Raw genomic sequence first — 23,201 nt, 5'->3', positions numbered from 1 at the left:
TCACAATTCCGGTTCAGAATTCACCGCTAGTTAACAAGTTTGTACAGTTTCGAGTGTTTTCGATGTTCCGGTCGTTCTGGGCAGGTCTTGCCCGTATCAATCCCATATCAACTCACGTGGCTCCGGTTTCGGACGCGGGTTCCCGCTGTCTGGAAGATGTCGGGCGTCTCAATATTCCCGTTGCGGAACTGGGTGCGGCTGACCTGATCGGGCGGGACATGATCGAACGCGGGCGCCATCTTGCTCGGCAGGATCGTTGGGCCGAACTGTCAACCGAGATCCGGGCCGCGGACCAAGCGCGGACAACAGCCCCGGACGGGCTGCCCATCGCCGATCTTCTGGCATTTGGCGCGCGATCGGATGTTGTCCTGGCCGCCGAACACGCGCTGTCCGACGGCGGTGCGATCGCCGAGTACGACCTGCTTGGCGGTATTTCCGAGCTTGAGGGTGTGAAACAAGATCATCCCGATGATCCGATGATTGCTCTCATCGTCGCCCTGGCCCACATCGATCTGGCATGGGCGTGGCGTGGCACGGCTCTGGACGCGGCGCTGCCGCCGCTGCATCGTTCACGCTGTGCTGCACATTTTGACCGGGCTGCAGCCATCCTGCCCGAGTGCCGCAAGGCGCTGCCGGACAGCCCTGTGGTCGCCGCCGCCGACTGTGCCCTGCTGGCTGGTCAGCGCACCCAGCGGGCCCGGGTGGCGGATCAGTACGAACGCCTTATTTCGCTGGATCCGCGAAACCATCGACACATGCGCGCGATGGGCAGCCACCTGCTGCCGCGATGGTTCGGCAGCTATGAAGAGCTTGAGGTGCAGGCCCTGCGCAATGCCGCGAATACGCGCGACACGTGGGGTGCCGGCGGATACACGTGGGTTCAGTTCGACGCAATTGCCTTGGATGAACAAGCCTGCGCGCGGCTGGACGTCGAGTATTTTCTGGAAGGTCTGCGCGACATTGTGCAACGGATGCCGGACCAGCAAACGATCAACCTGCTGGCCTCGTATTGCGCGATCACGGTGCAGAATGGGTTCGGTCTGGACGACAAGGCCGATCTGGTCCGGTGCCAGATCCGGGAGGCCGCCCAATGGCTGATCCGCGATCATTTGACCGAACTGCACCCGCTCATCTGGGCCCACGCGGCCAACGGGTTCAACAACTCGGTCCGCGTCAACTCACCCGAGCGGTTCGCGGCACGTGGACAGCGTGACGCTTTGCGCGCCATCGGTGATCTGTTCCGCGAGGAATTGCGCAACGGGACCGACGTGACCTTCACGCCTTCAGGTCTGCAACTGACCAGCCACTGAGAATTGCGTCTCGGCACCCTTTGCCCCTTGCCCCTTGGCCTTGCCGGGCATAATACCCATGCCTGAACTTCTGCGGAAATGAGGCGCGCCATGCTCGACTTGACCTATGAACTGCCCAAACCCAAGACCATCGCCGGTGCCAAACACGACTGGGAACTGGTGATCGGGATGGAGGTGCACGCGCAGGTCTCGTCCAATGCCAAGCTGTTCTCGGGGGCATCGACCAAATTCGGGGCCGAGCCGAACTCGAACGTGTCTTTCGTGGATGCGGCCATGCCGGGCATGCTGCCGGTGATCAACGAATTCTGCGTGGAACAGGCAGTGCGCACGGGTCTTGGCCTGAAAGCGCAGATCAACCTGAAATCGGCCTTTGACCGCAAGAACTATTTCTATCCCGACCTGCCACAGGGCTACCAGATTTCCCAGCTGTATCACCCGATCGTGGGCGAAGGCGAAGTTCTGGTGGAACTGGGCGACGGCACCGCGCGCATGGTGCGCATCGAGCGTATCCACATGGAACAGGACGCAGGCAAATCGATCCACGACATGGATCCGAACATGTCCTTCGTCGACCTGAACCGCACCGGCGTCTGCCTGATGGAGATCGTCAGCCGCCCCGACATCCGCGGCCCGGAAGAGGCCGCCGCCTACATCGCCAAGCTGCGCCAGATCATGCGTTACCTTGGCACCTGCGACGGCAACATGCAGAACGGCAATCTGCGGGCCGACGTGAACGTGTCGATCTGCCGTCCGGGCGACTATGAGAAATACATGGAAACGCAGGACTTTTCGCACTTGGGCACGCGTTGCGAGATCAAGAACATGAATTCGATGCGTTTCATCCAGCAGGCCATCGAGGTCGAGGCGCGTCGCCAGATCGCCATCGTCGAGGCCGGCGGCAAGGTCGAGCAGGAGACCCGCCTGTATGACCCCGACAAGGGCGAGACGCGCTCGATGCGGTCCAAGGAAGAGGCGCACGACTATCGCTATTTCCCGGACCCCGACCTGCTGCCGCTTGAGATCGAGCAGGCTTGGGTCGATGACATCGCCGCCAAGCTGCCCGAGCTGCCGGACGAGAAAAAGGCCCGTTTCATCAACGATTTTGGCCTGACTGACTATGACGCCTCGGTGCTGACCGCCGAGGTTGAATCGGCCGTGTACTTCGAAGAGGTCGCCAAGAGTCGCAACGGCAAGCTGGCCGCGAACTGGGTCATCAACGAGCTGTTCGGCCGCCTGAAGAAAGACGACCGCGACATCACCGACTCGCCGGTTTCGCCCGCGCAGCTGGGTGAGATCATCGACCTGATCGCCTCGGACGCCATCTCGGGCAAGATCGCCAAGGACCTGTTCGAGATCGTCTATACCGAAGGCGGCGACCCGGCGCAGATCGTCGAAGAGCGCGGCATGAAGCAGGTGACCGACACCGGTGCCATCGAGGCTGCTTTGGACGAGATCATCGCTGCCAACCCGGCCCAAGTCGAGAAGGCCAAGGTGAACCCAAAGCTGGCCGGCTGGTTCGTCGGACAGGTGATGAAGGCCACCGGCGGCAAGGCCAACCCCAAGGCGGTCAACCAGTTGGTTGCGCAGAAGCTGGGCCAATAAGGTCTTTCCATTTGTACAGGCCGGGCAGCCGGGTTTGCCCGGTTGCTCAAAGTTTTACCCGGAGTTCTTGACGCCTTCCAGGCTCGAGGCGGCGCTTGACTCGGGCGGCCGGTTGCGGCCTTTGTCTTGGCCAGAGAGGTAAGGTGCCATGCAGAACAGATTTGACCAGGAGCTGGAGGAGCGGCTGGTTCGCTATGCGGCCATCGACAGCCAGAGCGACGAAAACTCGCCCACCACCCCCAGCACCGAAATCCAGTACGACATGCTGAACCTGCTGCGGCAGGAGTTGACCGAAATGGGCGCGCAGGATGTGACCATGACGGACTATGGCGTCGTTCTGGCCACCATTCCGGGCACCGCGCCGGGGCCGACCATCGGCTTTCTGGCCCATGTGGACACCGCGCCGCAGTTCAACGCGACCGGGGTCAAGCCGCGGGTCATCAAGGGCTACAATGGCGGCGACATCACCTTTCCCGACGATCCGTCGCTGGTGCTGTCCCCAGCCGAGCATCCCTATCTGGCCAGCAAGGTCGGCGACGACCTGATCACCGCCTCGGGCACCACGCTACTGGGAGGCGACGACAAGGCGGGCGTGTCGATCATCATGACCATGGCCGGGCACCTGCTGGCCGATAGGACGATCGCGCATGGACCGATCCGCATCGCCTTTACCCCCGACGAGGAAATCGGCCGCGGCGTGACCGAGGCGCTTCCCAAGGATCTGGGCGCCGACTTCGCCTATACGCTGGATGGTCAGCAACTGGGCGAGATCGAATACGAGAGCTTCTCGGCCGACCGGGCGGTGATCCGGATCGAGGGCGTTTCGATTCACCCGGGCCTGGCCAAGGACAAGATGGTGAACGCGACCCATCTGGCGACCAAGATCGTGCAGACGTTGCCGCAGGCCACCATGACTCCCGAAGTCACCGACGGGCGCGAAGGGTTCATCCACGTGACCGATCTGAACGGCGGCTCGTCCGAGATGGAGATCAAACTGATCCTGCGCGATTTCGAGATGGACGGGCTGGAAGCCAAGGGCGAACTGGTGCGCAAGGTCTGCGACGCGGTGCAGGCCAGCGAACCGCGCGCTAGGATCAGCGTCGAGATCAGCCACCAGTACCGCAACATGCGCTATTGGCTGGAAAAGGACATGACACCGGTGGATCTGGCGCGCGAGGCCTGCCGCGACATGGGGATCGAGCCGGTCTCGGTTCCGATCCGCGGCGGCACGGACGGGTCGCGCCTGACCGAGTTCGGCACCCCCTGCCCCAACATCTTTACCGGGATGCAATGCATCCACGGGCCGCTGGAGTGGATCTCGGTCCAGGACATGGCGGTGGCGACCGAGCTGTGCCTGAAGATCGCCTCAAAGGCGACGCAGGGGGAAAGCAACAGTCGAGGCTGAAATTCGCCGGGGCGCGAAGTTTTCTGTTCCCCGTCCCGGACGGAACGATACATTGCCCGCCAACACCAGTTCAGGAACCATTGATGCAGCGTTACGAATACAAGGTCGTCCCGGCCCCCAAGAAAGGCACCAAAGCCAAAGGGGTCAAAACACCCGAGGGCCGGTTTGCCGTCACCATCGAGCAATTGCTGAACGAGTTGGGTGCGAAAGGCTGGGAGTACCAGCGCGCCGAGCTGCTGCCCAGCGAGGAGCGGGTCGGCCTGACCGGGTCCGCCGAAAACTGGCGCAATGTTCTGGTGTTTCGCCGTGCGGTCGAAACCGAAGTCGCCAACGACGACGTCGCCGCACTCCTGACCCCGCCAGAAGCGGATGACACTCCTCTGGCACGGCCGGTTCCTGGCCCGGACGATGCGGCTGCGGCGGGTCAAGTCGAGGCTCCGGCCCGCATCGCGCAGGATCATGACGACCCGCCGCTGACGCTGAAGCCGGCCAAGTCAGAAGATGCCCCCAAAGCGGATGCCGAGGAAGAGAAAGAAAAGCCCGACAGCTAGGCGAAGGCCGCGTCAGGCCGGCGCGGCACCGTAGGCGTTTTCGGCCTGCTCGCTGGGTTGAATGTAGAAATACAGAAGGATCAGCGTACCGATCAGCGGAATCAAACCGATCAGGATCCACCAACCGGACCGCCCGGTGTCATGCAGACGGCGCACACCCACCGCGATGTTCGGCACGATCACGCCCAACGAGACTAGCCACGACAGCGGTTGACCGGCTTCCGAAGCGAAGGCATCGAAGCCCAGCAAAGGCGCCACCACCGCACCGTCTATCAACTGTGTGACAACCAGCACCAAAAAGAGCGCCAACACCCACCACCAGAACTCGGAGCGCGGCGCGCGCCCCTGAAAGGTTGCGTATTTTGACAGCACCGTACGAACGGCGTGGCTCATCTGTTCCATAGTTTCCTCCGCGCAAATCACGGGAAACATAGCAGATTATTGAAAAAAGCCGACAATAATCGACAACGTCGGGCGAAAGGCTTCAGTCACCGATGTCCAAAGCCAGGGCGTGGATGCGCGGAACGATGTCGCCCAGGGCCTTGTGAACGGCCCTGTGACGCGCAACGCGGGACTGCCCCTGAAACGCGGCAGCGCGAATTCGGACGTTGAAGTGGCTTTCGCCGCCTTCCTGAAACCCTGCGTGGCCGCGATGGCGTTCACTGTCGTCCACGACTTCCAGCTCACGCGGGTTGAACTCGGCCTGAAGTCGCTGGCGGATTTCGTCGGTCACGGTCATTTTTACGCTCAGCGGCAATTATTTTGCCGCGCCCCTCTTCTACTTTCGATCACTTAGATTAAACTGCTGCCTCCGAGTCGAAAAGACGCGTTCATGAGGATGAGCATATGGTGAAATCAGATCCCTTCGGATTCGACATGTCGGTGTCCAGCGCCAAGAAGAAAAATCCGCGCGGGCGTCGGGGCATGTCGGGCGCGTCCGAGACCTCGACCCGGGTCTGTGACCACGAAGGATGCCAGGAAGCCGGCAAGTTCCGCGCGCCCAAGGCACCGGATGTGCTAGACGACTTTTTCTGGTTCTGCCAGCAGCATGTGCGCGAATATAACCAGAAGTGGAATTTCTTCGACGGCACCACCGAGGCCGAGCTGAACGCCCAACGGTCGAAAGACAAAGTGTGGGAACGCGAAACCAAGCCGATGGGCGATCCCGAGGCGCGGGCCTGGGCCCGGCTGGGCATCGAAGATCCGCATCAGGTTCTGGGCGAAAACGCGACCAAAAACCCCGGTCGGGCCGCAACAGGCCGTCGCCTGCCGCCCACTGAGCGTCGTGCGATCGAAATCCTCGAAGCCAAGGACACCTGGACCAAGGCCGAGGTTCGCAAAGCCTACAAAAAGCTTATCAAGGTGCTGCACCCGGACATGAACGGCGGCGACCGCAGCCAAGAAGAACAGCTGCAGGAAGTCGTCTGGGCCTGGGATCAAATCAAGGACAGCAGGAACTTCAAGTAAGTTCGGCCGCCGCAGCGGACCGGTCCGTTGCCTGGGCATATTCGGACAGGAATACCTGCGCCTCGAACCGTTTGAGCGCCCGGCGCGCGAGGTTCGGGAACCCATCGACCAGCGCGTTCAACCGGTCCCCGAAAATGTCGGCCAACTCCTGCAACCCGTCCGAGCTGAGCGTCGTCAGCGCCTCTTCTCCCAGAAACAGGCTTTCGGCGGGCGCACCTTCTGCGAACAGAATTTCGTGATGATCCAGCAGGACATGCACATAGGTCACGCCTTCACGCGGACGGACCCAGCGAATTCCGGGCAGGCCGACCAGATGGCAGGCCGCAACCAAGGCCTCGGACTCGCCGAACAGCAATTCCACCAGCGGGCCGTCCAGCAACATGCGATGCTGTGGAGATACCCGCAGCGGTCTGGATGGTCGGTTCGGCCCAAGCGCGCCCGGCGCGATTTCGATCGGACAGAGATGCGGGCTCTGGTCCAGTTGATCCGTCGAAATACGCGCGGATTCCGCCCATCGAACCGGCTGCGCCCCGCGATCCATGGTCAGAACCAGATCTCCGGGTTCCAGCTGATCCACCGGCACTGGCCCGGATGGGGTTTCAATCAGTGTACCCAAGGCAAAGCAGACGACCTCGATCTCGATGGTGATGGTCTGAAACGCCTCGCCTCCGATCAGTTCCCCACCCGGGTTGAACGCGGTGCCAACACCGCGCACGACGAAGGTGTCGGTATACGTGCCGGGATCGAGGCTGTCGTAGTAGGCGGGGTCCACCTCATAGGTCCATTGCCCGCTGACCAGCGTGATTGATGCCGTACCGAACTGCGGCGGCGTCGAAATCTCCCAGAAAGTGGCAAATGGCGTCCATCCAGGGCCTGGGACACCAATTGTTCCGTCCAGCTCGCCAGTCGCCGGCAAAGGGGGCTCGCCCGTCACCGTGCCGGATGTGTCCCCTGATATGGTCAGAAGGACCGCGTCAAGCGGATCAATTGGGGTCGAAACCATACAAACACCCGACGGGTTGCGCCCTAGTGCACCGCCACACCGGCGGCGAATTGCATGACAGCGCGCGTCCCGCTCAAACCAAGAACTGAAGGTATTATATTGTTTGAATTTATTTTGCCTAGTGTCAGCCCGATTAGGCGGATTTGCGTGTTGCCCCACAACGAAATCCCGACCAATCCGAATTGCCGGCGGGTGTTTGTTTCTTAGGTCCGACCCCAACTACGCCGGTGCACACTTGGATGATCTGGGAACCGCATGGTGCGGACTTCCGGTTATCCCGCCCATCCGCGGCCGACCGCCCGTGTATAGAGCCAGTTTCAAAGAAACACCGGACTACGTGACGGCGCGAACGGCTTTCCCTTGCCCTTGCCTGCAATATGTTGCACCACACACTGGTTCAAACCCGGCAAAACGGGCCAAAGGATAAGGACAAGGCGAATGGCTGACGGATCGACCGATATCAACGCAAAACCCACCGAAGAGATCTCGGTCCGTGACGTGTTCGGGATCGACAGCAATATGTCCGTCAAAGGGTTCGCCGAAAGCAGCGAACGCGTGCCGGCAATCGACCCTACCTACAAGTTTGATCCCGAAACCACGCTGGCAATTCTGGCCGGGTTCACCCACAACCGCCGGGTGATGATCCAGGGCTATCACGGCACCGGCAAATCGACCCATATCGAGCAGGTCGCTGCGCGATTGAACTGGCCTGCCGTGCGCGTCAATCTGGACAGCCACATCAGCCGGATCGACCTGATCGGCAAGGATGCGATCAAGCTGCGCGACGGCAAACAGGTGACCGAGTTCCACGAGGGCATTCTGCCGTGGGCGCTGCGCAACCCTGTGGCCATCGTGTTCGATGAATACGACGCCGGCCGTGCCGATGTGATGTTCGTGATCCAGCGGGTTCTGGAGCATGACGGCAAGCTCACCTTGCTGGACCAGAACGAGATCATCACGCCCAACCCCTATTTCCGCCTGTTCGCCACCGCCAACACCGTGGGCCTAGGTGACACCACCGGCCTGTATCATGGCGTCCAGCAGATCAACCAGGCCCAAATGGACCGCTGGTCGCTGGTGGCGACGTTGAACTACCTCAGCCACGACGCCGAGGTCATGATCGTTCTGTCCAAAGCGCCGCATTACAACACCGAAAAAGGCCGCAAGACCGTCAGCCAGATGGTCACCGTTGCCGACCTGACACGGACGGCGTTCATGAACGGCGATCTGTCGACCGTGATGAGCCCGCGTACCGTTATCAACTGGGCGCAGAACGCCGAGATCTTCCGCGACGTGGGCTACGCCTTCCGCCTGTCTTTCCTGAACAAATGCGACGAGTTGGAACGGCAGACCGTTGCCGAGTTCTATCAGCGTTGTTTTGACGAAGAACTGCCGGAAAGCGCGGCCAGCGTGAGCCTGGGTTGATGGCATCGATTGCGCCCAGATCGGGCGCAACGCCCCCGGCGGGGACATCGGGGGCCAGATGAAGACGGGGTCCGGCCACTTTAACCGGGCGTCGGGCCTAAGGGCGTGAGTGAGGGCTGATAGATATGGCGCAGAAGAACGACAACCCTGCTGATCCGTTCAAGAAGGCTCTGGCCGAGGCGACCAAGGTCATGGCCGATGATCCCGAGTTGTCGGTAAGCTATTCCGTCGACCCGTCGGGCCTGTCCGGAGACTCGATGCGCCTGCCGCAGGTGTCACGCCGAATGACACGCGAAGAGGTTCTTTTGGCGCGGGGCACCGCAGATGCCCTGGCGCTGAACCGTCGCTACCATGACGATGCGACGCATGCACGATATGCGCCTCCGGGAGATATGGCGCGCGACCTCTATGAAGCGATGGAAACCGCCCGGTGCGAAGCGATGGGCGCCCGGGACATGCCCGGCACGGCTTCGAACATTGACGTCAAGATCGGCCACGAGGCGTTGCGGCGCGGCTATGACCAATGCAAGCAACCCTCCGAGGCACCGCTTGCGGTGGCGGCGGGTTATCTGATCCGTCATCTGGCGACCGGGCGTGATCTGCCCGCTGCAGCCGAGAACGTCATGAACCTGTGGCGCGGATTCATCGAGGAACAGGCCGGCGGGGTGTTGGAGAATCTCGACGAGGTGCTCTCGGATCAGGCCGAATTCGCCAAATTCGCCCGCCAGATGATCAAGGATCTGGGCTATGGCGACCAGTTGGGTGACGACCCGGACGAACTGGACGAAGATCAGGAAGATCAGGCCGAGGAAGACGCCGAAGAACAGCCCGATCCGGACAGCACCGGCCAGGACGACCAAGACGACCAGGACGCCGACGCGACGCCCGAGCAAACTCAGGAAGAGCAACAGGATCAGTCTCAGGCGCAGGTCTCGATGGACGAGATGGCCGAGGACGAGATGGGTGAAGAAGCCGAGATGCCCGAGGGCGAAGCGCCTTTGGAGCCGCCTGCCCCTCCGCCCGCATCCGAGGCCGATCCGGACTACATGGTCTACCTGAGCACGCATGACGAAGAGATTGCGGCCGAGGACCTTGCCGAACCCGCCGAACTGGAACGGCTGCGGGCCTATCTTGATCAGCAGCTCGAGCCGCTGAAGGGCGCCGTCAGCCGCTTGGCCAACAAGCTGCAGCGCCGCCTTCAAGCACAGCAGAACCGCAGCTGGGAGTTTGACCGCGAAGAGGGCATTCTGGATGCCGGTCGGCTGGCGCGGGTGGTGGCCAACCCCACGACACCGCTCAGCTTCAAGGTCGAGAAGGATACCGAGTTCCGCGACACCGTGGTGACACTGTTGCTGGACAATTCGGGCTCGATGCGTGGACGGCCGATTTCCATTGCAGCGATCTGCGCCGATGTTCTGGCCCGCACGCTGGAACGGTGCAACGTGAAGGTCGAGATCCTGGGCTTCACGACGCGGGCATGGAAGGGTGGACAAGCGCGTGAGGCGTGGCTGAACGATGGCCGCCCACAGCAACCCGGCCGCCTGAATGACCTGCGCCACATCGTCTACAAGGGCGCCGACGCGCCTTGGCGCCGCGCACGGCCCAACCTTGGCCTGATGATGAAAGAAGGCCTGCTGAAGGAAAACATTGACGGCGAGGCGCTGGAATGGGCCCACCGCCGGATGTTGGCGCGTCGTGAACAGCGCAAGATCCTGATGGTGATCTCGGATGGCGCTCCGGTCGATGATTCAACACTCAGCGTGAACCCCGCCAACTACCTTGAGAAGCATCTGCGCGATGTCATCGCCATGGTCGAAAAGCGCAAGATGGTCGAGTTGCTGGCCATCGGCATCGGCCACGACGTCACCCGCTATTATGATCGCGCGGTCACGATTACCGATGTCGAACAGCTGGCAGGAGCGATAACCGAGCAATTGGCCGCGCTGTTCGACAGCGACCCGCGCGCGCGGGCCCGCGTGATGGGCATGAAAAAGGCCGGATGAGGCCGGTCTTGCCTCCAGCGAGAGCATTTAAAAGAAAGGTGAAGGCAGGCGATCAAGACCTGTAGTGAGCCGAAGGAGATGCAGATGTTCCAGTCTTTCGAAGTCACGGCGCGACCCGAACAGGGGCCGCCACGTTTGGCGGCGCTGCGCAAAGAATTGGAGCGCGAAGGACAGGATGGCTTCATCGTCCCGCGTGCCGACGCGCATCAGGGCGAATATGTGGCCGCCCGCGACGGGCGGCTGGCATGGCTGACCGGATTCACTGGTTCTGCCGGGTTCTGCGCAGCGCTGCGAAACGTGGCCGGCGTATTTGTGGACGGACGGTATCGCACTCAGGTCAAGGCGCAGGTGGCATCCGATTTCACGCCGGTACCTTGGCCGGACGTAAGCCTTGCGGCGTGGTTGAAGCAGCAATTGCCCGATGGAGGGAAAGTGGCGTTCGATCCCTGGCTGCATTCCGCCGGACAGATCACCGCAACCCGGGCCGAGCTGCAGAATAGCGGGATAGAGTTGGTTGCGTCAGACAATCTTGTGGACCGCATCTGGTCCGACCAGCCACCACCGCCAATGAACCCGGTCAAGGTGCACCCGCTGGAATATGCAGGTGAAAGCGCCGAAAGCAAGGTCTCGCGGCTGGCTTCGGCGCTGGCTCAGAACGGGAGGTCGGCTGCCGTCATCACGTTGCCGGATTCGATCATGTGGCTGCTGAACATCCGCGGATCGGACATTCCGTACAACCCGGTTGCGCATGGATTTGCGATTTTGCAGGCCGACGGGCACGTGGACCTGTTCATGGCCGCAAAAAAGCTGAAGGGGATGGACGAGCATCTGGGGCCGCGCGTTTCGATCCACGAACCCGACGCGTTCCTGAACGCTGTTGCAGCGCTTGAGGGCGCGGTGCAAGTGGACATGGGAACTCTGCCGCAGGCCGTTGCCGATGTGCTTGGCGACCGGGCCGTGGATGGCGGCGATCCCTGCGCCCGCCCCAAGGCCTGTAAGAACGAAGCCGAAATTGCCGGCAGCGCCGCCGCGCATCTTCGTGACGCCGCCGCAGTCATCGAAACACTGTGCTGGCTGGATGCCCAACCACCCGGCAGCGTGACCGAAATGCAGGTGGTCACACGGTTGGAGGAGAACCGGCGGCGCGACAATGCGTTGCAGGATATCTCGTTCGACACCATTGCGGGCACCGGGCCAAACGGCGCCATCATGCACTACAGAGTGACCGAAGAAACCGACAGCCGGCTTGAGGACGGTCATATTCTGGTTCTGGACAGCGGTGGACAATACCTGGATGGCACCACGGACATCACCCGGACGATCCCCATCGGCACGCTAGGAGACGAGGAAAAGAGCTGCTTTACCCGGGTTCTGAAGGGAATGATCGCGATGTCGCAACTGCGCTGGCCCGTTGGTCTGGCCGGTCGAGACATCGAGTGCATCGCCCGGGCACCTTTGTGGGCCGCGGGCCAGGATTTCAATCACGGCGTCGGCCACGGTGTCGGCGCATACCTGAGCGTTCACGAAGGACCACAGCGTCTGGCGCGGGTCAGCCACGTTCCGCTCGAGCCCGGGATGATCCTGTCGAATGAACCGGGTTACTACCGCGAAGGTGCCTTCGGCATTCGGATTGAAAACCTGCTGGTTGTTGAGGAGGCCCCCGCCCTGCCCGGCGCAGACCCCGAGCGCGCGATGCTGTGCTGGCGGACACTGACATATGTCCCCATCGATCGACGCCTGATCGTCGTCGACATGCTGACCAGTGCCGAGCGTGATTGGCTGAACGCGTATCACCGGGACGTGGCGGAAAAAGTCCGGCCAAGACTGTCACATGCCGCGCAACTGTGGTTGGATGCCGCAACCGCGCCCTTGTGACACCCGTTTGTCACATACTATGGGCATAGGCGAAGGCCTGACCACAACGAGGCCGCGACGACGAGGGAAGGAGCAGACATGACAGACTACATCAAGATCCGCAAAGCACCTGGCAAGTGGTGCGTCAGATCCGGTGGCGCGATTATGGGCGAAACGACCAACGCCCTGGAACTGTTGGAAGGCGATCTGGCCCCCGTCATCTACTTTCCACGCGCAGACATCGCGATGGCCTTTCTGGACAAGACCGACAAGTTGACCCACTGCCCGCACAAAGGCGATGCTACGCACTACTCGATCGTTAACAAGTCGAGCGTGACGCAGAATGCGGTCTGGAGCTATGAAGATCCAATTCCCGCCGTTGCCGAAATCAAGGGCTACCTTGCTTTCTACCCGCTGGAATCGGTGAGGGTCGAACAGATTTGAGGGCTAGACAAACCTAGCCCTCAACTACGTCTGTCAGAAACTGTAGCTGTATCCGACAATGAGCGAGTGCGAAGAGTAGCGGCCATTCGCGAGATCTGTCGGGATGAACACTTGGGTGGTGGTGAAATCAAGATCGCCGGTCGTCTTGTAGCGGTACCCGATGTCAATGTTCCCGCGTTCCCCTACCTGAAAGCGTCCGCCAAACCCCAATTGCCCCGCAATGGCGGTGTCACTGTCATCGACCAGTGTCACGCCAGCACCGGACTGACCGTCGTGGGACACGCGCGCAAACCCGAGCCCGCCACCAACATAGGGCTTGAACCTGCCCTGTACCGGGACGTCATACCAAAGGTTTGCCATCCCGAAGGTCGCATCAAAGCTTCCGTCATACTGAGTAAACGGGCGACCGATTTCCTTGGTATCATTCGAAGCATATGAAAGTTCGATCTCGGCCCGCAGATTTGGTGCGACACGCAGTCCGACGGCCAGGCCGTAGGTTACACCATTGTCGGTTGTGATGGTGCCTTGGCCAACCACGACCGAAGGAACTGTCTGGAAAAAATCAAAATCATAGTCGCCCATATCGGTGATACCGAGAAATCCGGTCACGTACGGAGCCTCCTGCGCCCGCGCGGGGACAGCACCAATCATCGAAACCGCAACCACCACAGTCAGCAAAGAAGACCGTTCGAAAGACATGTTCAGACCTCCATAAAAGTGACTATCAAGGATAATTCTTCCATCAGGCTAGAATGTTCTCACCTTTTGACTAGGCGTCAAAATCAAAGAGAAACTCTCAGTGGCTGGCCTGCCACTGCTTCGTCATGAGTGTTCCTCGGCCGCTGTTGCGGCCAGTGCACGGTTGTACGCCTTCAATGCGTCCACGTGGTACAAGGCTCCGACCGGATTTTCGACCCCGTCGTCATCCCGAACAACCACCGGGAGCCAGGTGACTCCGTCTCGATCGAAATACGGCATTGCCGCCTCGAGGGTTGCGCTGGCCCGGACGCACAGGCCCTGCTCGATCATCTCCTGAACCTCCTCCCTGCTTGCCGTATTCGGATCTCCCAGCGGGCGCATCACGGCCCCGGCGCGCAGCATCGCCAGCAAATAAGCCTGTGGCCCGGCGGCCAAATGCACCCCGCGGCGCTCGAGCTGGGTCAGGAAGAAGGACCGGTCCACAAGGCGGGAGGCCAACGCCGTGGACATGGACACCGAGACCATCACGGCAAGGCCGATCTGCCAGTCTCCGGTCAGTTCGAACACAATCAACGTGGTCGAGATCGGAGCGCCCAGAACCGCCGCCGCAACAGCACCCATGCCGGCAAAAGCATATAGCGTATGCGTGCCCGACACGCTTGGCAGAAGGCCTGTGGCGATCAGGCCAAAGGCAAGGCCGGTCAGCGCGCCGATCATCAACGACGGAGAAAATACCCCGCCGCCCATACGACCACCCATGGTTATGGCCACTGCCACGGTTTTCATCACTGCAAACAGGATGGCCGTGGTCAGCACCAGATCTCCGGTCAGGGCACGGATGGTCGTCTCGTATCCGACGCCGATGATATGCGGAAACCACACCGCCAGCACGCCCAGCATCGCGCCGGACACGGCGGGTCGCAGCCAGCGCGGCAGCGACAGGCGCGCCTGCACGTGATTGCCGAAGTCTTCGGCAAAAAAGATCGACCGCATCAGCAACAGCGAGACCAGCCCGCAGATCAACCCAAGGATCAGAAAGGCCGGAAGTTCGACGTAGAATTGCAGGGATCCGGGCGTGTCCAGGACAAACTCGGTCACATCGCCATATGCCAGCCGGTTGATGACGGTGCCCGCCACCGACGCAATCACGATCGGTGCAAATGCGTGGACTGCAAAATGGCGCAGCACGACTTCCAGCGCGAACAGCGCTCCGGCGATCGGGGCGTTGAAACTGGCCGATACAGCGGCGGCCACGGCGCAGCCCAGCAGGTCGCGGCCGGTTATTCCATCCGCGTTGATACGCTGGCATACCCAAGTCGAAAGCACGCCCGCCATGTGCACCACTGGCCCTTCGCGACCCGTCGACCCGCCCGTGCTGAGTGTGATCAGCGAGGCGAAAAACGACGCGACCCCTGCTTTGGTTTCGACCCGGCCATCACTGATCGCGGATCCTTCGATCACATCGGCGACAGACCGAACTCTCCCGTCATCGGTAAAGCGGTGCAGGATGATCCCGACGACCAGCCCTCCAACCGTGGGGATCGCCAAAATCCAGGCCCAGTGCAGTTTCTCGGCAAAGCTGTGCAGAAACAGGATGTCGTCGGTCTGATAGACCAGCGCTTGCAGGGCCGCGATCCCCTTGCGAAATCCCAAAGCCATGAAGCCCGCCGTGATCCCGATCACCAGCGCGATGAACCAGAACTGGATCTGGCTTGGCCCGCGGTGCCGCAGTACCCGCCACGCGTCCTTGAGCGCGGCCAGGGCCTGGTTGAGCTGAGTGCGCAGGACGGTTCGGGTTGATTGTGTCATAGGGCTTTGCGGATAAACAGGTATCCCTTACTAAGCCACGCCGGGCGCTTAGAAAAGTCGGCTGACAAGATATTGAAGGCAAGTGTCGCCGCCCGGCTGCATCAGGCTTGCAACAACGAACGGGCTGCCGCGCGGGCTTCATCGGTGATGACGTCGCCCGAGACCATGCGCGCGATCTCGTCGATCCGGTCCGGCTCGGACAGCGGCAGGACAGTGGACAGGGTCTGCCCGTCGGTCACGTGCTTCTGAACCCGCCAGTGATGCGCCGCGCGGGCCGCGACCTGCGGAGAATGGGTTACCACCAGCACCTGCCCGCCCTGCGCCAGCGCAGCAAGCCTGCGGCCCACGGCGTCCGCGGTGGCGCCGCCCACCCCGCGGTCGATTTCGTCAAAGATCATTGTCCGGGTGCTGTCATCGCCCGACAGGCACACCTTGAGCGCCAGCAGAAAGCGGCTGAGCTCCCCGCCCGAGGCGATTTTGTTCAGCGGGCCCGACGGGGCGCCCGGGTTGGTGGCCACGGTAAAGGCCACGGCGTCCTGCCCCTCGGGTCCGGGGTCGGCGGGCGTGATCTGGGTCTGGAACACCGCACGCTCCATCTTGAGCGGCGCAAGCTCGGCCATTACCGCCGCGTCCAGCCGGCCGGCAGCCTCGCGCCGCAGGGCGCTGAGCGCCTCGGCGGCCGCGTTATAGGTGGCCTGCGCGGCCTGCACCGCAACACGGCGGTCGGCCAGGTCGGCGTCACCGGCCTCAAGCTGGCCCAGCCGGGCGCGCAGCGTGTCGGCGTAACCGCTCAGGTCATCGGGGGCCACGTCATGTTTGCGGGCCAGCGCTCGGATGGCGAATAGACGTTCCTCGGTCTGCTCCAACTCGGCCGGGTTGAAGTCCAGCGCCTCGAGGCAGGCGGTCACGCCGTCCTGCGCCTCGCCCAGTTCGATAAGGGCGCGCCCAAGGGCCGCGATCGGCTCGTCCAGTTGGCCCTCGGCCCGGTCGGCGACGCCTTCCAGCCAGCGCAAGGCATCCGCCATCGCCCCTTCGGCCCCGTCACCACCCAGCATGGCAAAGGCGCGGGCCACGTCGTCACGGATGCGCTCGGCCCCCTGCATCATCCGGCGGCGCGCGTCGAGTTCGGCGTCCTCGCCCGGCTGCGGATCAAGTTTGTCGAGTTCGGCCACGGAATGCCGCAGAAATTCTTCTTCGCTGCGCACGGCGGCCACGGCGGCCTCGGTCTCGGCCAGGGCCTTGCGGGCCCGCGCCATCTCGGTCCAGGCGGCGCGCACGGCGGCCAATTGCGGCTCGGCCCCGGCATAGGCGTCCAGCATGCCGCGATGGCCGCGCGGGTTCAGCAGGCCCCGGTCATCATGCTGTCCGTGCAGTTCGACCAAGGTTTCCGACAGCGCCCGCAGCACCTCGCCCGAGCAGCGGCGGTCATTGACCCAGGCGGTCTTGCGCCCCTCGGCAGTGTTGACGCGGCGCAGGATCAGCTCTGACCCGCCGGGCAAACCAGCCTCGGCCAGGATCGCATGGGCGGGATGGCCCTCGGGCAGTTCGAACTCGGCCACGACCTCGCCCTGCGCGGCCCCCTGCCGGACCAGTTCGGCCCGACCGCGCCAGCCCAGCACAAATCCCAGCGAGTCGAGCAGGATCGACTTGCCCGCCCCCGTCTCGCCGGTCAGCGCGTTCAAGCCCGGCTGAAAGGTCAATTCCAGCCGGTCGATGATCAGCATATCGCGGATATCAAGGGCGCGCAGCATCGGGTCGTCAGCGTCCCAAGCCTGTGACCATGGCGATTACAACCACTGGCCCTTGATGGTCTGGCGGTAGATCGTGCTGAGCCAGTTGTTGCCGCGGCTCTTGAGTTCAAGCCCGCGCGAGGTCAGCAGCTTGTAAGCCGCGTCATACCATTCAGACGACTGGTAGTTGTAGCCCAGGATCGCGCCGGCCGATTGAGCCTCGTCGACCAGCCCCAAGGCCAGATAAGCCTCGACCAAGCGGTACAGCGCCTCGGCTGTGTGGCTGGTGGTCTGGAAATCCTCGACCACGACACGGAAACGGTTGATGGCCGCAGTATAGTGATCCTGACGCAGGTAATAGCGCCCAATCTCCATTTCCTTGCCCGCCAGATGGTCGAAGGCCAGATCGAATTTCAGCACGGCCGAGGTGGCGTATTCGCTGTCGGGATAGACCTCGATCACCGTGCGCAGCGCCTGCAACGCCTGGAAGGTCAGGCCCTGGTCGCGGCCGACCTCGTCGATCTGGTCATAATAGCTGAGCGCCAGAAGGTACTGCGCATAAGCTGCGTCTTCGTCGGTTGGGTAGAAGTCGATATACCGCTGCGCCGCGGCGCGGCTTTCTTCATACTCCTTGTCCGAGTGGAACGCGAAAGCCTGCATGATCAGTGACCGCTTGGCCCAGTCGGAATAGGGATAAAGCCGTTCGACTTCGGAAAAGTACCAGGCCGCATCTGCGGGACGATTCTGCGCAAGCTCGTATTCGCCACGGGTGTAGATCTGCTCGGGCGTAAAGCCTTCAAGGTTCTGGGACTTGTCAGCGCCCTTGTTGCCAAACAGGCCGCCCGCGTTGCCGCAGGCCGTCAAAGTAGCTGCCAGAAGAATCGCGCCCGCAAGCCTGACTGCCGCTTTGGTGCCAACCATACCGCCCATCCTAGTCGTCTTGTCTCTTTGGGTAACCCCGGATTGAGCTTTGGTCTAGCACATAAAATTCCGGTGCAAAACGCCTTATCGGTCCCGCGACCGATTTGTCGCCGGGCCGTGCCGGATCAGGCAACTTCGGGGATTTCGTCCCAGACCAACCCCTGCCCGGGAAGTTGTGCGGCTTGCTCAGGCGTGCACAGCACCGGACGCACGGCGCCGGGCGTCTCGAACAGCTTGCGCAGCAATGTGTTGGTCATGGCATGGCCGGATTTCTCGCCGACGAAGTGACCAAAGATCGGGCCGCCGGCCAGATACAGGTCTCCCAACGCGTCCAGCATTTTGTGGCGCACGGCTTCATCCTGGTGACGGAAGCCACCCGGTGTCAGCACCTCGGCCCCTTGAACAACAACCGCATTCTCCAGAGTGCCACCCAAGGCCAGACCGTTTTCGCGCATCGCCTCGACATCGGTTCGGCGGCAGAAGGTCCGGCAGTCGGACAGTTCCCGAGCAAACGACCCGTTGCGCATATCCAGGATCTTCGACTGGCTGCCGATCGCAGTGTCTTCGAAATCAATGTGGAACTCGATGATCAAACCGTCTGCCGGCCGGATCGACGCACGGGCACCTTCCCGCTCGGCCACGACCGGCTTGAGAACCTCATACGCCAGAACCGGGCTGGCCTGACGGCGAACGCCCTTGGCGATGATACCCCGCACGAAGTCGATCGACGAACCGTCCATGATCGGAACTTCGGGTCCATCAATCTCGATCAATGCGTTGTGGATCCCGCACCCTGCCAGCGCGGCCATGATATGCTCGACAGTCGACACCGAAACGCCTGCGTCATTGACCAAGCGCGTACACAGTTGGGTTCTTTCGACCACATCGTAGATGGCCGGGATCAACGCATTGCCCAGTTCGATATCGGTCCGCTTGAACCAGATCCCGTGACCGGCAGCCGCCGGTTTCAGAACCATCGTCGCGGGCTTGCCGCTGTGCAGACCCACGCCTTTGAACGTGATCGAAGATTTGAGCGTCTGTTGCAAATTGAACCTCAGTGAGCGGTGTCCAGCCTTTTCCGGCTGTGTTGCACCCTCAGTTAAGGAAGGGCGGGTCAAGGCTCAACTCACTCTTTGCAACTGAATGAAACAGTTCTGCAACAGATCGGCAAAACCCTGCTTACTGGCACTTAAACGTTTGCATCAAAAGGAAAAAGGGCCGCCTCTCGGCGACCCCGTGAGTGGATATTGTTACCGCGATCAGTTGGCCTGACGGCGCAGGAAAGCCGGAATTTCGATCCGCTCCTGCTCGGGATCAACCTCTTCATGCGAGGGTGCCGTAGCGTCAGTCTGGCGCATCGCAGGCTGCTGCCGGGCCGGTTGAGCGGGGGTATCCGGGGCGTGCCCAGTCATCCGGTCGATCAAACGGTTGAACCCGAACCGCGGCCGTTCCTCAGCGGTGGGCTGGCGCTGCGGCGCCGGTTCCTGCGGGCGCGACGCGGTCAGACGCTGGGCCGAAGTCGGTACGTTCTGAACAGCTGCCTGCAACCGTTCCAGCGCGGCCGGCGAAGGCGTTCCAGGGGTATGCGGCACCTGTTGCGGCTGATAGCTTTCCGCCGGGCGTTCGACCGGCTCGGGTTGCGGATCGAACTCGGTGCTGCGCGGCTGGTAGGCCGGGGGAGGCAGCCCGTCGTCATCGTCCTCGACAGCCTCATCCGCGCCTTGACCGAATTGCAAAGTCGTGTGCGAAGGCTCTTCGGCCGCTTCAAACAGTGACGGTTCGCGCGGAGCTTCGGGCTGCGGAGCCGGTTCAGCAACTTCCGCCGCAACCGGAGCCGGCTGTGCTGCCTCTTCTTCCGCCGATACGGTGCGGGTCAGAGGTGCGGACATGGACCGGCGCGGAGCCGGCGCCTCGGAGCCGCTTTCGCTGGCGTCGATGCCGGTTGCCACGACCGATACGCGCATCTTGCCTTCCATCTCGGGGTCCAAAGTGGAGCCGACGATGATGTTGGCCTCGGGGTCCACTTCCTCGCGGATGCGGTTGGCGGCCTCGTCCAGTTCGAACAGGGTCAGGTCATGGCTGCCGGTGATGTTGATCAACACGCCCTTGGCGCCCTTGAGGCTGATTTCGTCCAGCAGCGGGTTGGCGATGGCCTTTTCCGCAGCCTGGATGGCGCGATCTTCGCCCTCGGCCTCGCCCGTACCCATCATGGCCTTGCCCATCTCGTCCATCACCGCGCGGACGTCGGCGAAGTCGAGGTTGATCAGGCCCGGACGCACCATCAGGTCGGTCACGCCCTTGACGCCCTGGTACAGCACGTCATCGGCCATCGAGAAGGCCTCGGTGAACGTGGTCTTTTCGTTGGCCAGACGGAACAGGTTCTGGTTCGGGATGATGATCAGTGTATCGACAACCTTCTGCAGCGCCTCGACGCCGTCCTCGGCCTGGCGCATGCGCTTGGCGCCTTCGAACTGGAACGGTTTGGTCACCACGCCCACGGTCAATACACCCAGTTCACGCGCAGCCTGCGCGATGATCGGAGCGGCGCCGGTGCCGGTGCCCCCGCCCATACCGGCGGTGATGAAGCACATATGCGCGCCGGCCAAGTGATCGACGATCTGTTCGATGCTTTCTTCGGCGGCGGCGGCGCCGACCGATGCGCGGGCGCCTGCGCCCAGACCCTCGGTCACCTTGATACCCAGCTGCACCCGCGCCGACGAGCGGCTTTGCTGCAGTGCCTGCGCGTCCGTGTTGGCCACCACGAAGTCAACGCCGTCGAGTTGTTTTTCAATCATGTTGTTGACGGCGTTTCCACCTGCACCGCCTACGCCAAATACCGTAATCCGAGGCTTGAGTTCGTCGTGCCCGGGCATCGAAAGATTCAATGTCATGCTCTGTCCGCCTGTATTTATGATCCCGCAAAGCGGTGTTTTTCTTGCCTATCCGCTTGTGATTCTACCTTTCCAAACGTCAAACGTCACGCCAAAAATCGCGTGAATCCACAAAATATGGAAGAAATAAGGCGGTTTTTCGCGGCATTTCGCCCGACTGCGCAAATCTAGCGGTTCAGGGCGGACAGACCACCACACACGCGAAAACCCCCAGCCTGATTTGGCGGGTGCGATGCTGGACATCCTGTTCAAACTGCGGCTGACTGCTCGGGTCCTGCCGATGAGCCTCTGACGGGCCTTCTTGATATTCTGAGGGATAAATCCCTGCACCGCAACCAGAATTTTCAGCTGATGGGAACGGAAGGACAATCCAGGCCGTCGTCCGAAAATCCGCTGACTTCCTGGATTTCGCCATCCCCCAGCCGCGCGATCCTGACCAGCAACCGCCCATCATGCTCGAATGGCCACCAGCATACCGGGCCGGGCTCGGTGTCATAGAGGAAGCACAGCTTGCCGTCCGGCGTCGTGATCTGGCCATAGACACAGCCTTCGCCCTCTCGCCGCCAGACCGAGCGGGTTGGGCTGAGGAACTCCTCGGTGCCCACAAGCATACCGCTGGTCAATTCGTGGAACGTGACGGTTTTTCCGACCACCGCTTCCAGGAATGCTTCGGGCGAGATACGGCTCTGCGCGACAGCCGCAGCCGGAACCCAGGCTGCGCAAAACACCGCAGCCCGGAGCAGGAACCTACCAGTTGTCACGGAACCAACGCACGGCACGCTTGAATGGCCGTGCTGCGTAGGTATCAACCGGGATTTCAAAGTCCCACCATTCGTCCTGCGGATGCGCCGCAAACAGCGCAAGACCGACCGCCGAGGAGAACCCTGGGCCTGTCGCAGATTGCGGCAACCCATGCACACGCAGCGGTCGACCCAGACGCACACGCTGACCCAATATGCGGCTGGCCAGCCCATCCAGACCTGGGATCTGACTGGCTCCACCGGTCAGCACGATCTGTTGGCTTGGCATATGTTCGAACCCTGCAGCGTCCAGCCGAACACGGACTTCCTCGAGGATTTCCTCGACGCGCGGACGCATGATGCCGATCAGCTCGGCACGGCTGACGGTACGCCGGTCGTGTTCCCAATCCCCGGTGTCGCCGCCAATGTCGATCATGTCGCGGTCATCGGCTCCGGTGGCGTGAACCCCGCCATTGAAGGTCTTGATCCGCTCGGCAACCGAGGCGGACACACCAAGCCCCATCGAAATGTCACTGGTGACGTGATCCCCGCCCATGCGGACACTGTCGGCATAGATCATGTGCTTTTTGATGAAGAGCGAAACGCCGGTGGACCCACCGCCCATGTCGATACAGGCCGCTCCAAGTTCCTGCTCGTCTTCAACCAGCGCAGAAATCCCCGACACATAGGCCGAGTTCGCGATGCCGGCCAATTCCAGGTCGCACCGCTTGACGCAACGAACGATGTTCTGAATCGCCACCGCATCGACCGTCAACATGTGCATGTCGACCGCAAGCGTCTGACCCATCTGCCCCCGCGGGTCGATCAAGCCAGATCGGTTGTCCAGAGCGAAGTTCACAGGTTGTGCATGCAGCACCTCACGCCCTGCCCCATAGTCTGGGACATCGCAGGCGTTCAGGACACGACCGATCTCGGCCTCGGTCACCAACTGACCGTCCAGATCCACCTGCGCATCCAGCCCATAAGACCGAGGGTTTGCCCCCGAGAAACAGGCGATCACATGGTCTACCCGGATATCGGCCATCTTCTGAGCGGCCTGCAGCGCGGTGCGGATGGCGCGCTCGGTTTCCTGCATGGCCGTGATCTCACCAAAGCGCACCCCGCGCGATCGGGTCGTCGCCGCACCGATCACCCGGAACCCGGTCTGCCCGGCCATGGACCCGATCGAGTTGTCCTCGCTGAGCCGCGCCGACCCATCAAACCGCAGCACAAGACAGGCGATCTTGGAACTTCCGACATCCAGGATCGCAACGACACCGCGTTGCATGGCCTGTCTGCGCATCTGGCGCATTGCGCGTTGAGACTGATAGAGATCCGTCATCATCG

20 protein-coding genes are annotated in these 23,201 nt (G+C 62.0%); 9 read left to right on the top strand and 11 right to left on the bottom strand.

The genetic code is table 11. The features are described from left to right. Positions 1–116: 116 nt before the first annotated feature. From ACR0EF_RS02505 to ACR0EF_RS02490, 4 genes are all read left to right on the top strand, one after another. The gene (locus tag ACR0EF_RS02505) at positions 117–1,310 is read left to right on the top strand and encodes a hypothetical protein (protein WP_367646583.1); all 1,194 of its coding nucleotides are present in this window, start codon (positions 117–119) and stop codon (positions 1,308–1,310) included. Between the two features lie 90 nt (positions 1,311–1,400). After that, on the top strand, positions 1,401–2,912 hold the full coding sequence (gene gatB, locus ACR0EF_RS02500; RefSeq protein ID WP_170371519.1) for an Asp-tRNA(Asn)/Glu-tRNA(Gln) amidotransferase subunit GatB: 1,512 nt from the start codon (positions 1,401–1,403) through the stop codon (positions 2,910–2,912). 148 nt (positions 2,913–3,060) lie between these two features. Beyond that, positions 3,061–4,317 (top strand): peptidase T, encoded by a 1,257-nt coding sequence (gene pepT, locus ACR0EF_RS02495; protein ID WP_170369373.1) that lies wholly within the window; start codon positions 3,061–3,063, stop codon positions 4,315–4,317. A gap of 83 nt (positions 4,318–4,400) precedes the next feature. After that, positions 4,401–4,868, top strand: coding sequence for a DUF4177 domain-containing protein (locus tag ACR0EF_RS02490; RefSeq protein ID WP_170371521.1), 468 nt, complete (start codon positions 4,401–4,403; stop codon positions 4,866–4,868). Positions 4,869–4,880: 12 nt separating this feature from the next. On the opposite strand, the gene ACR0EF_RS02485 is transcribed toward ACR0EF_RS02490, so the two are convergent. Together ACR0EF_RS02485 and ACR0EF_RS02480 are read right to left on the bottom strand one after the other, a co-directional pair. After that, the gene (locus ACR0EF_RS02485) at positions 4,881–5,270 is read right to left on the bottom strand and encodes a DUF805 domain-containing protein (RefSeq protein ID WP_170340933.1); all 390 of its coding nucleotides are present in this window, start codon (positions 5,268–5,270) and stop codon (positions 4,881–4,883) included. Between the two features lie 82 nt (positions 5,271–5,352). Further along, a complete protein-coding gene (locus tag ACR0EF_RS02480; protein WP_093964863.1) occupies positions 5,353–5,607 on the bottom strand; it encodes a BolA family protein in 255 nt (84 codons plus the stop codon). Positions 5,608–5,714: 107 nt separating this feature from the next. Here ACR0EF_RS02480 and ACR0EF_RS02475 point away from each other — a divergent pair, with 107 nt between their 5' ends. Then, positions 5,715–6,335, top strand: coding sequence for a J domain-containing protein (locus ACR0EF_RS02475; RefSeq protein WP_093964862.1), 621 nt, complete (start codon positions 5,715–5,717; stop codon positions 6,333–6,335). Here ACR0EF_RS02475 and ACR0EF_RS02470 read toward each other — a convergent pair. Next, the gene (locus ACR0EF_RS02470; protein ID WP_170371522.1) at positions 6,328–7,338 is read right to left on the bottom strand and encodes a Hint domain-containing protein; all 1,011 of its coding nucleotides are present in this window, start codon (positions 7,336–7,338) and stop codon (positions 6,328–6,330) included. The two genes, ACR0EF_RS02475 and ACR0EF_RS02470, sit on opposite strands and share 8 nt — an antisense overlap. 438 nt (positions 7,339–7,776) lie before the next feature. On the opposite strand from ACR0EF_RS02470, the gene cobS reads away from it, so the two are divergent. The 4 genes from cobS (at position 7,777) to ACR0EF_RS02450 (ending at position 13,064) form a co-directional block, all read left to right on the top strand. Beyond that, complete coding sequence (gene cobS / locus ACR0EF_RS02465; RefSeq protein ID WP_170371524.1) at positions 7,777–8,763, top strand: cobaltochelatase subunit CobS; 987 nt, start codon at positions 7,777–7,779, stop codon at positions 8,761–8,763. Positions 8,764–8,888: 125 nt separating this feature from the next. Further along, on the top strand, positions 8,889–10,766 hold the full coding sequence (cobT, locus tag ACR0EF_RS02460; protein WP_170371526.1) for a cobaltochelatase subunit CobT: 1,878 nt from the start codon (positions 8,889–8,891) through the stop codon (positions 10,764–10,766). An 84-nt stretch (positions 10,767–10,850) separates the two neighbouring features. Continuing rightward, positions 10,851–12,641, top strand: coding sequence for an aminopeptidase P family protein (locus ACR0EF_RS02455; protein ID WP_170371528.1), 1,791 nt, complete (start codon positions 10,851–10,853; stop codon positions 12,639–12,641). 78 nt (positions 12,642–12,719) lie between these two features. Beyond that, a complete protein-coding gene (locus ACR0EF_RS02450; RefSeq protein ID WP_170371530.1) occupies positions 12,720–13,064 on the top strand; it encodes a DUF427 domain-containing protein in 345 nt (114 codons plus the stop codon). A gap of 33 nt (positions 13,065–13,097) precedes the next feature. On the opposite strand, the gene ACR0EF_RS02445 is transcribed toward ACR0EF_RS02450, so the two are convergent. The 8 genes from ACR0EF_RS02445 to ftsA all read right to left on the bottom strand — a co-directional run bounded on the left by ACR0EF_RS02445 (position 13,098) and on the right by ftsA (position 23,196). Next, positions 13,098–13,763 (bottom strand): outer membrane protein, encoded by a 666-nt coding sequence (locus ACR0EF_RS02445; protein ID WP_170371532.1) that lies wholly within the window; start codon positions 13,761–13,763, stop codon positions 13,098–13,100. A 123-nt stretch (positions 13,764–13,886) separates the two neighbouring features. After that, positions 13,887–15,572 (bottom strand): chloride channel protein, encoded by a 1,686-nt coding sequence (locus ACR0EF_RS02440; RefSeq protein WP_170369396.1) that lies wholly within the window; start codon positions 15,570–15,572, stop codon positions 13,887–13,889. Between the two features lie 101 nt (positions 15,573–15,673). Beyond that, complete coding sequence (gene recN / locus ACR0EF_RS02435) at positions 15,674–17,323, bottom strand: DNA repair protein RecN (RefSeq protein ID WP_170364554.1); 1,650 nt, start codon at positions 17,321–17,323, stop codon at positions 15,674–15,676. 36 nt (positions 17,324–17,359) lie between these two features. Continuing rightward, positions 17,360–18,223 (bottom strand): outer membrane protein assembly factor BamD, encoded by an 864-nt coding sequence (locus tag ACR0EF_RS02430; RefSeq protein ID WP_170340921.1) that lies wholly within the window; start codon positions 18,221–18,223, stop codon positions 17,360–17,362. 125 nt (positions 18,224–18,348) lie between these two features. Beyond that, positions 18,349–19,269, bottom strand: a complete 921-nt coding sequence (gene lpxC, locus ACR0EF_RS02425; protein ID WP_093964852.1) for a UDP-3-O-acyl-N-acetylglucosamine deacetylase — start codon at positions 19,267–19,269, stop codon at positions 18,349–18,351. Between the two features lie 213 nt (positions 19,270–19,482). Further along, positions 19,483–21,114, bottom strand: a complete 1,632-nt coding sequence (gene ftsZ, locus ACR0EF_RS02420; RefSeq protein WP_170364557.1) for a cell division protein FtsZ — start codon at positions 21,112–21,114, stop codon at positions 19,483–19,485. 344 nt (positions 21,115–21,458) lie between these two features. Beyond that, complete coding sequence (locus ACR0EF_RS02415; protein ID WP_170340914.1) at positions 21,459–21,875, bottom strand: hypothetical protein; 417 nt, start codon at positions 21,873–21,875, stop codon at positions 21,459–21,461. After that, positions 21,862–23,196, bottom strand: a complete 1,335-nt coding sequence (gene ftsA, locus ACR0EF_RS02410; RefSeq protein WP_170340912.1) for a cell division protein FtsA — start codon at positions 23,194–23,196, stop codon at positions 21,862–21,864. The genes ACR0EF_RS02415 and ftsA overlap by 14 nt, the downstream gene beginning before the upstream one ends. Between the last annotated feature and the right edge of the window lie 5 nt (positions 23,197–23,201).

Source organism: Ruegeria sp. CG8, from assembly GCF_056537165.1.
Note: the sequence above shows the minus strand (reverse complement) of the source record. Positions and strands in the feature narration are given on the sequence as shown.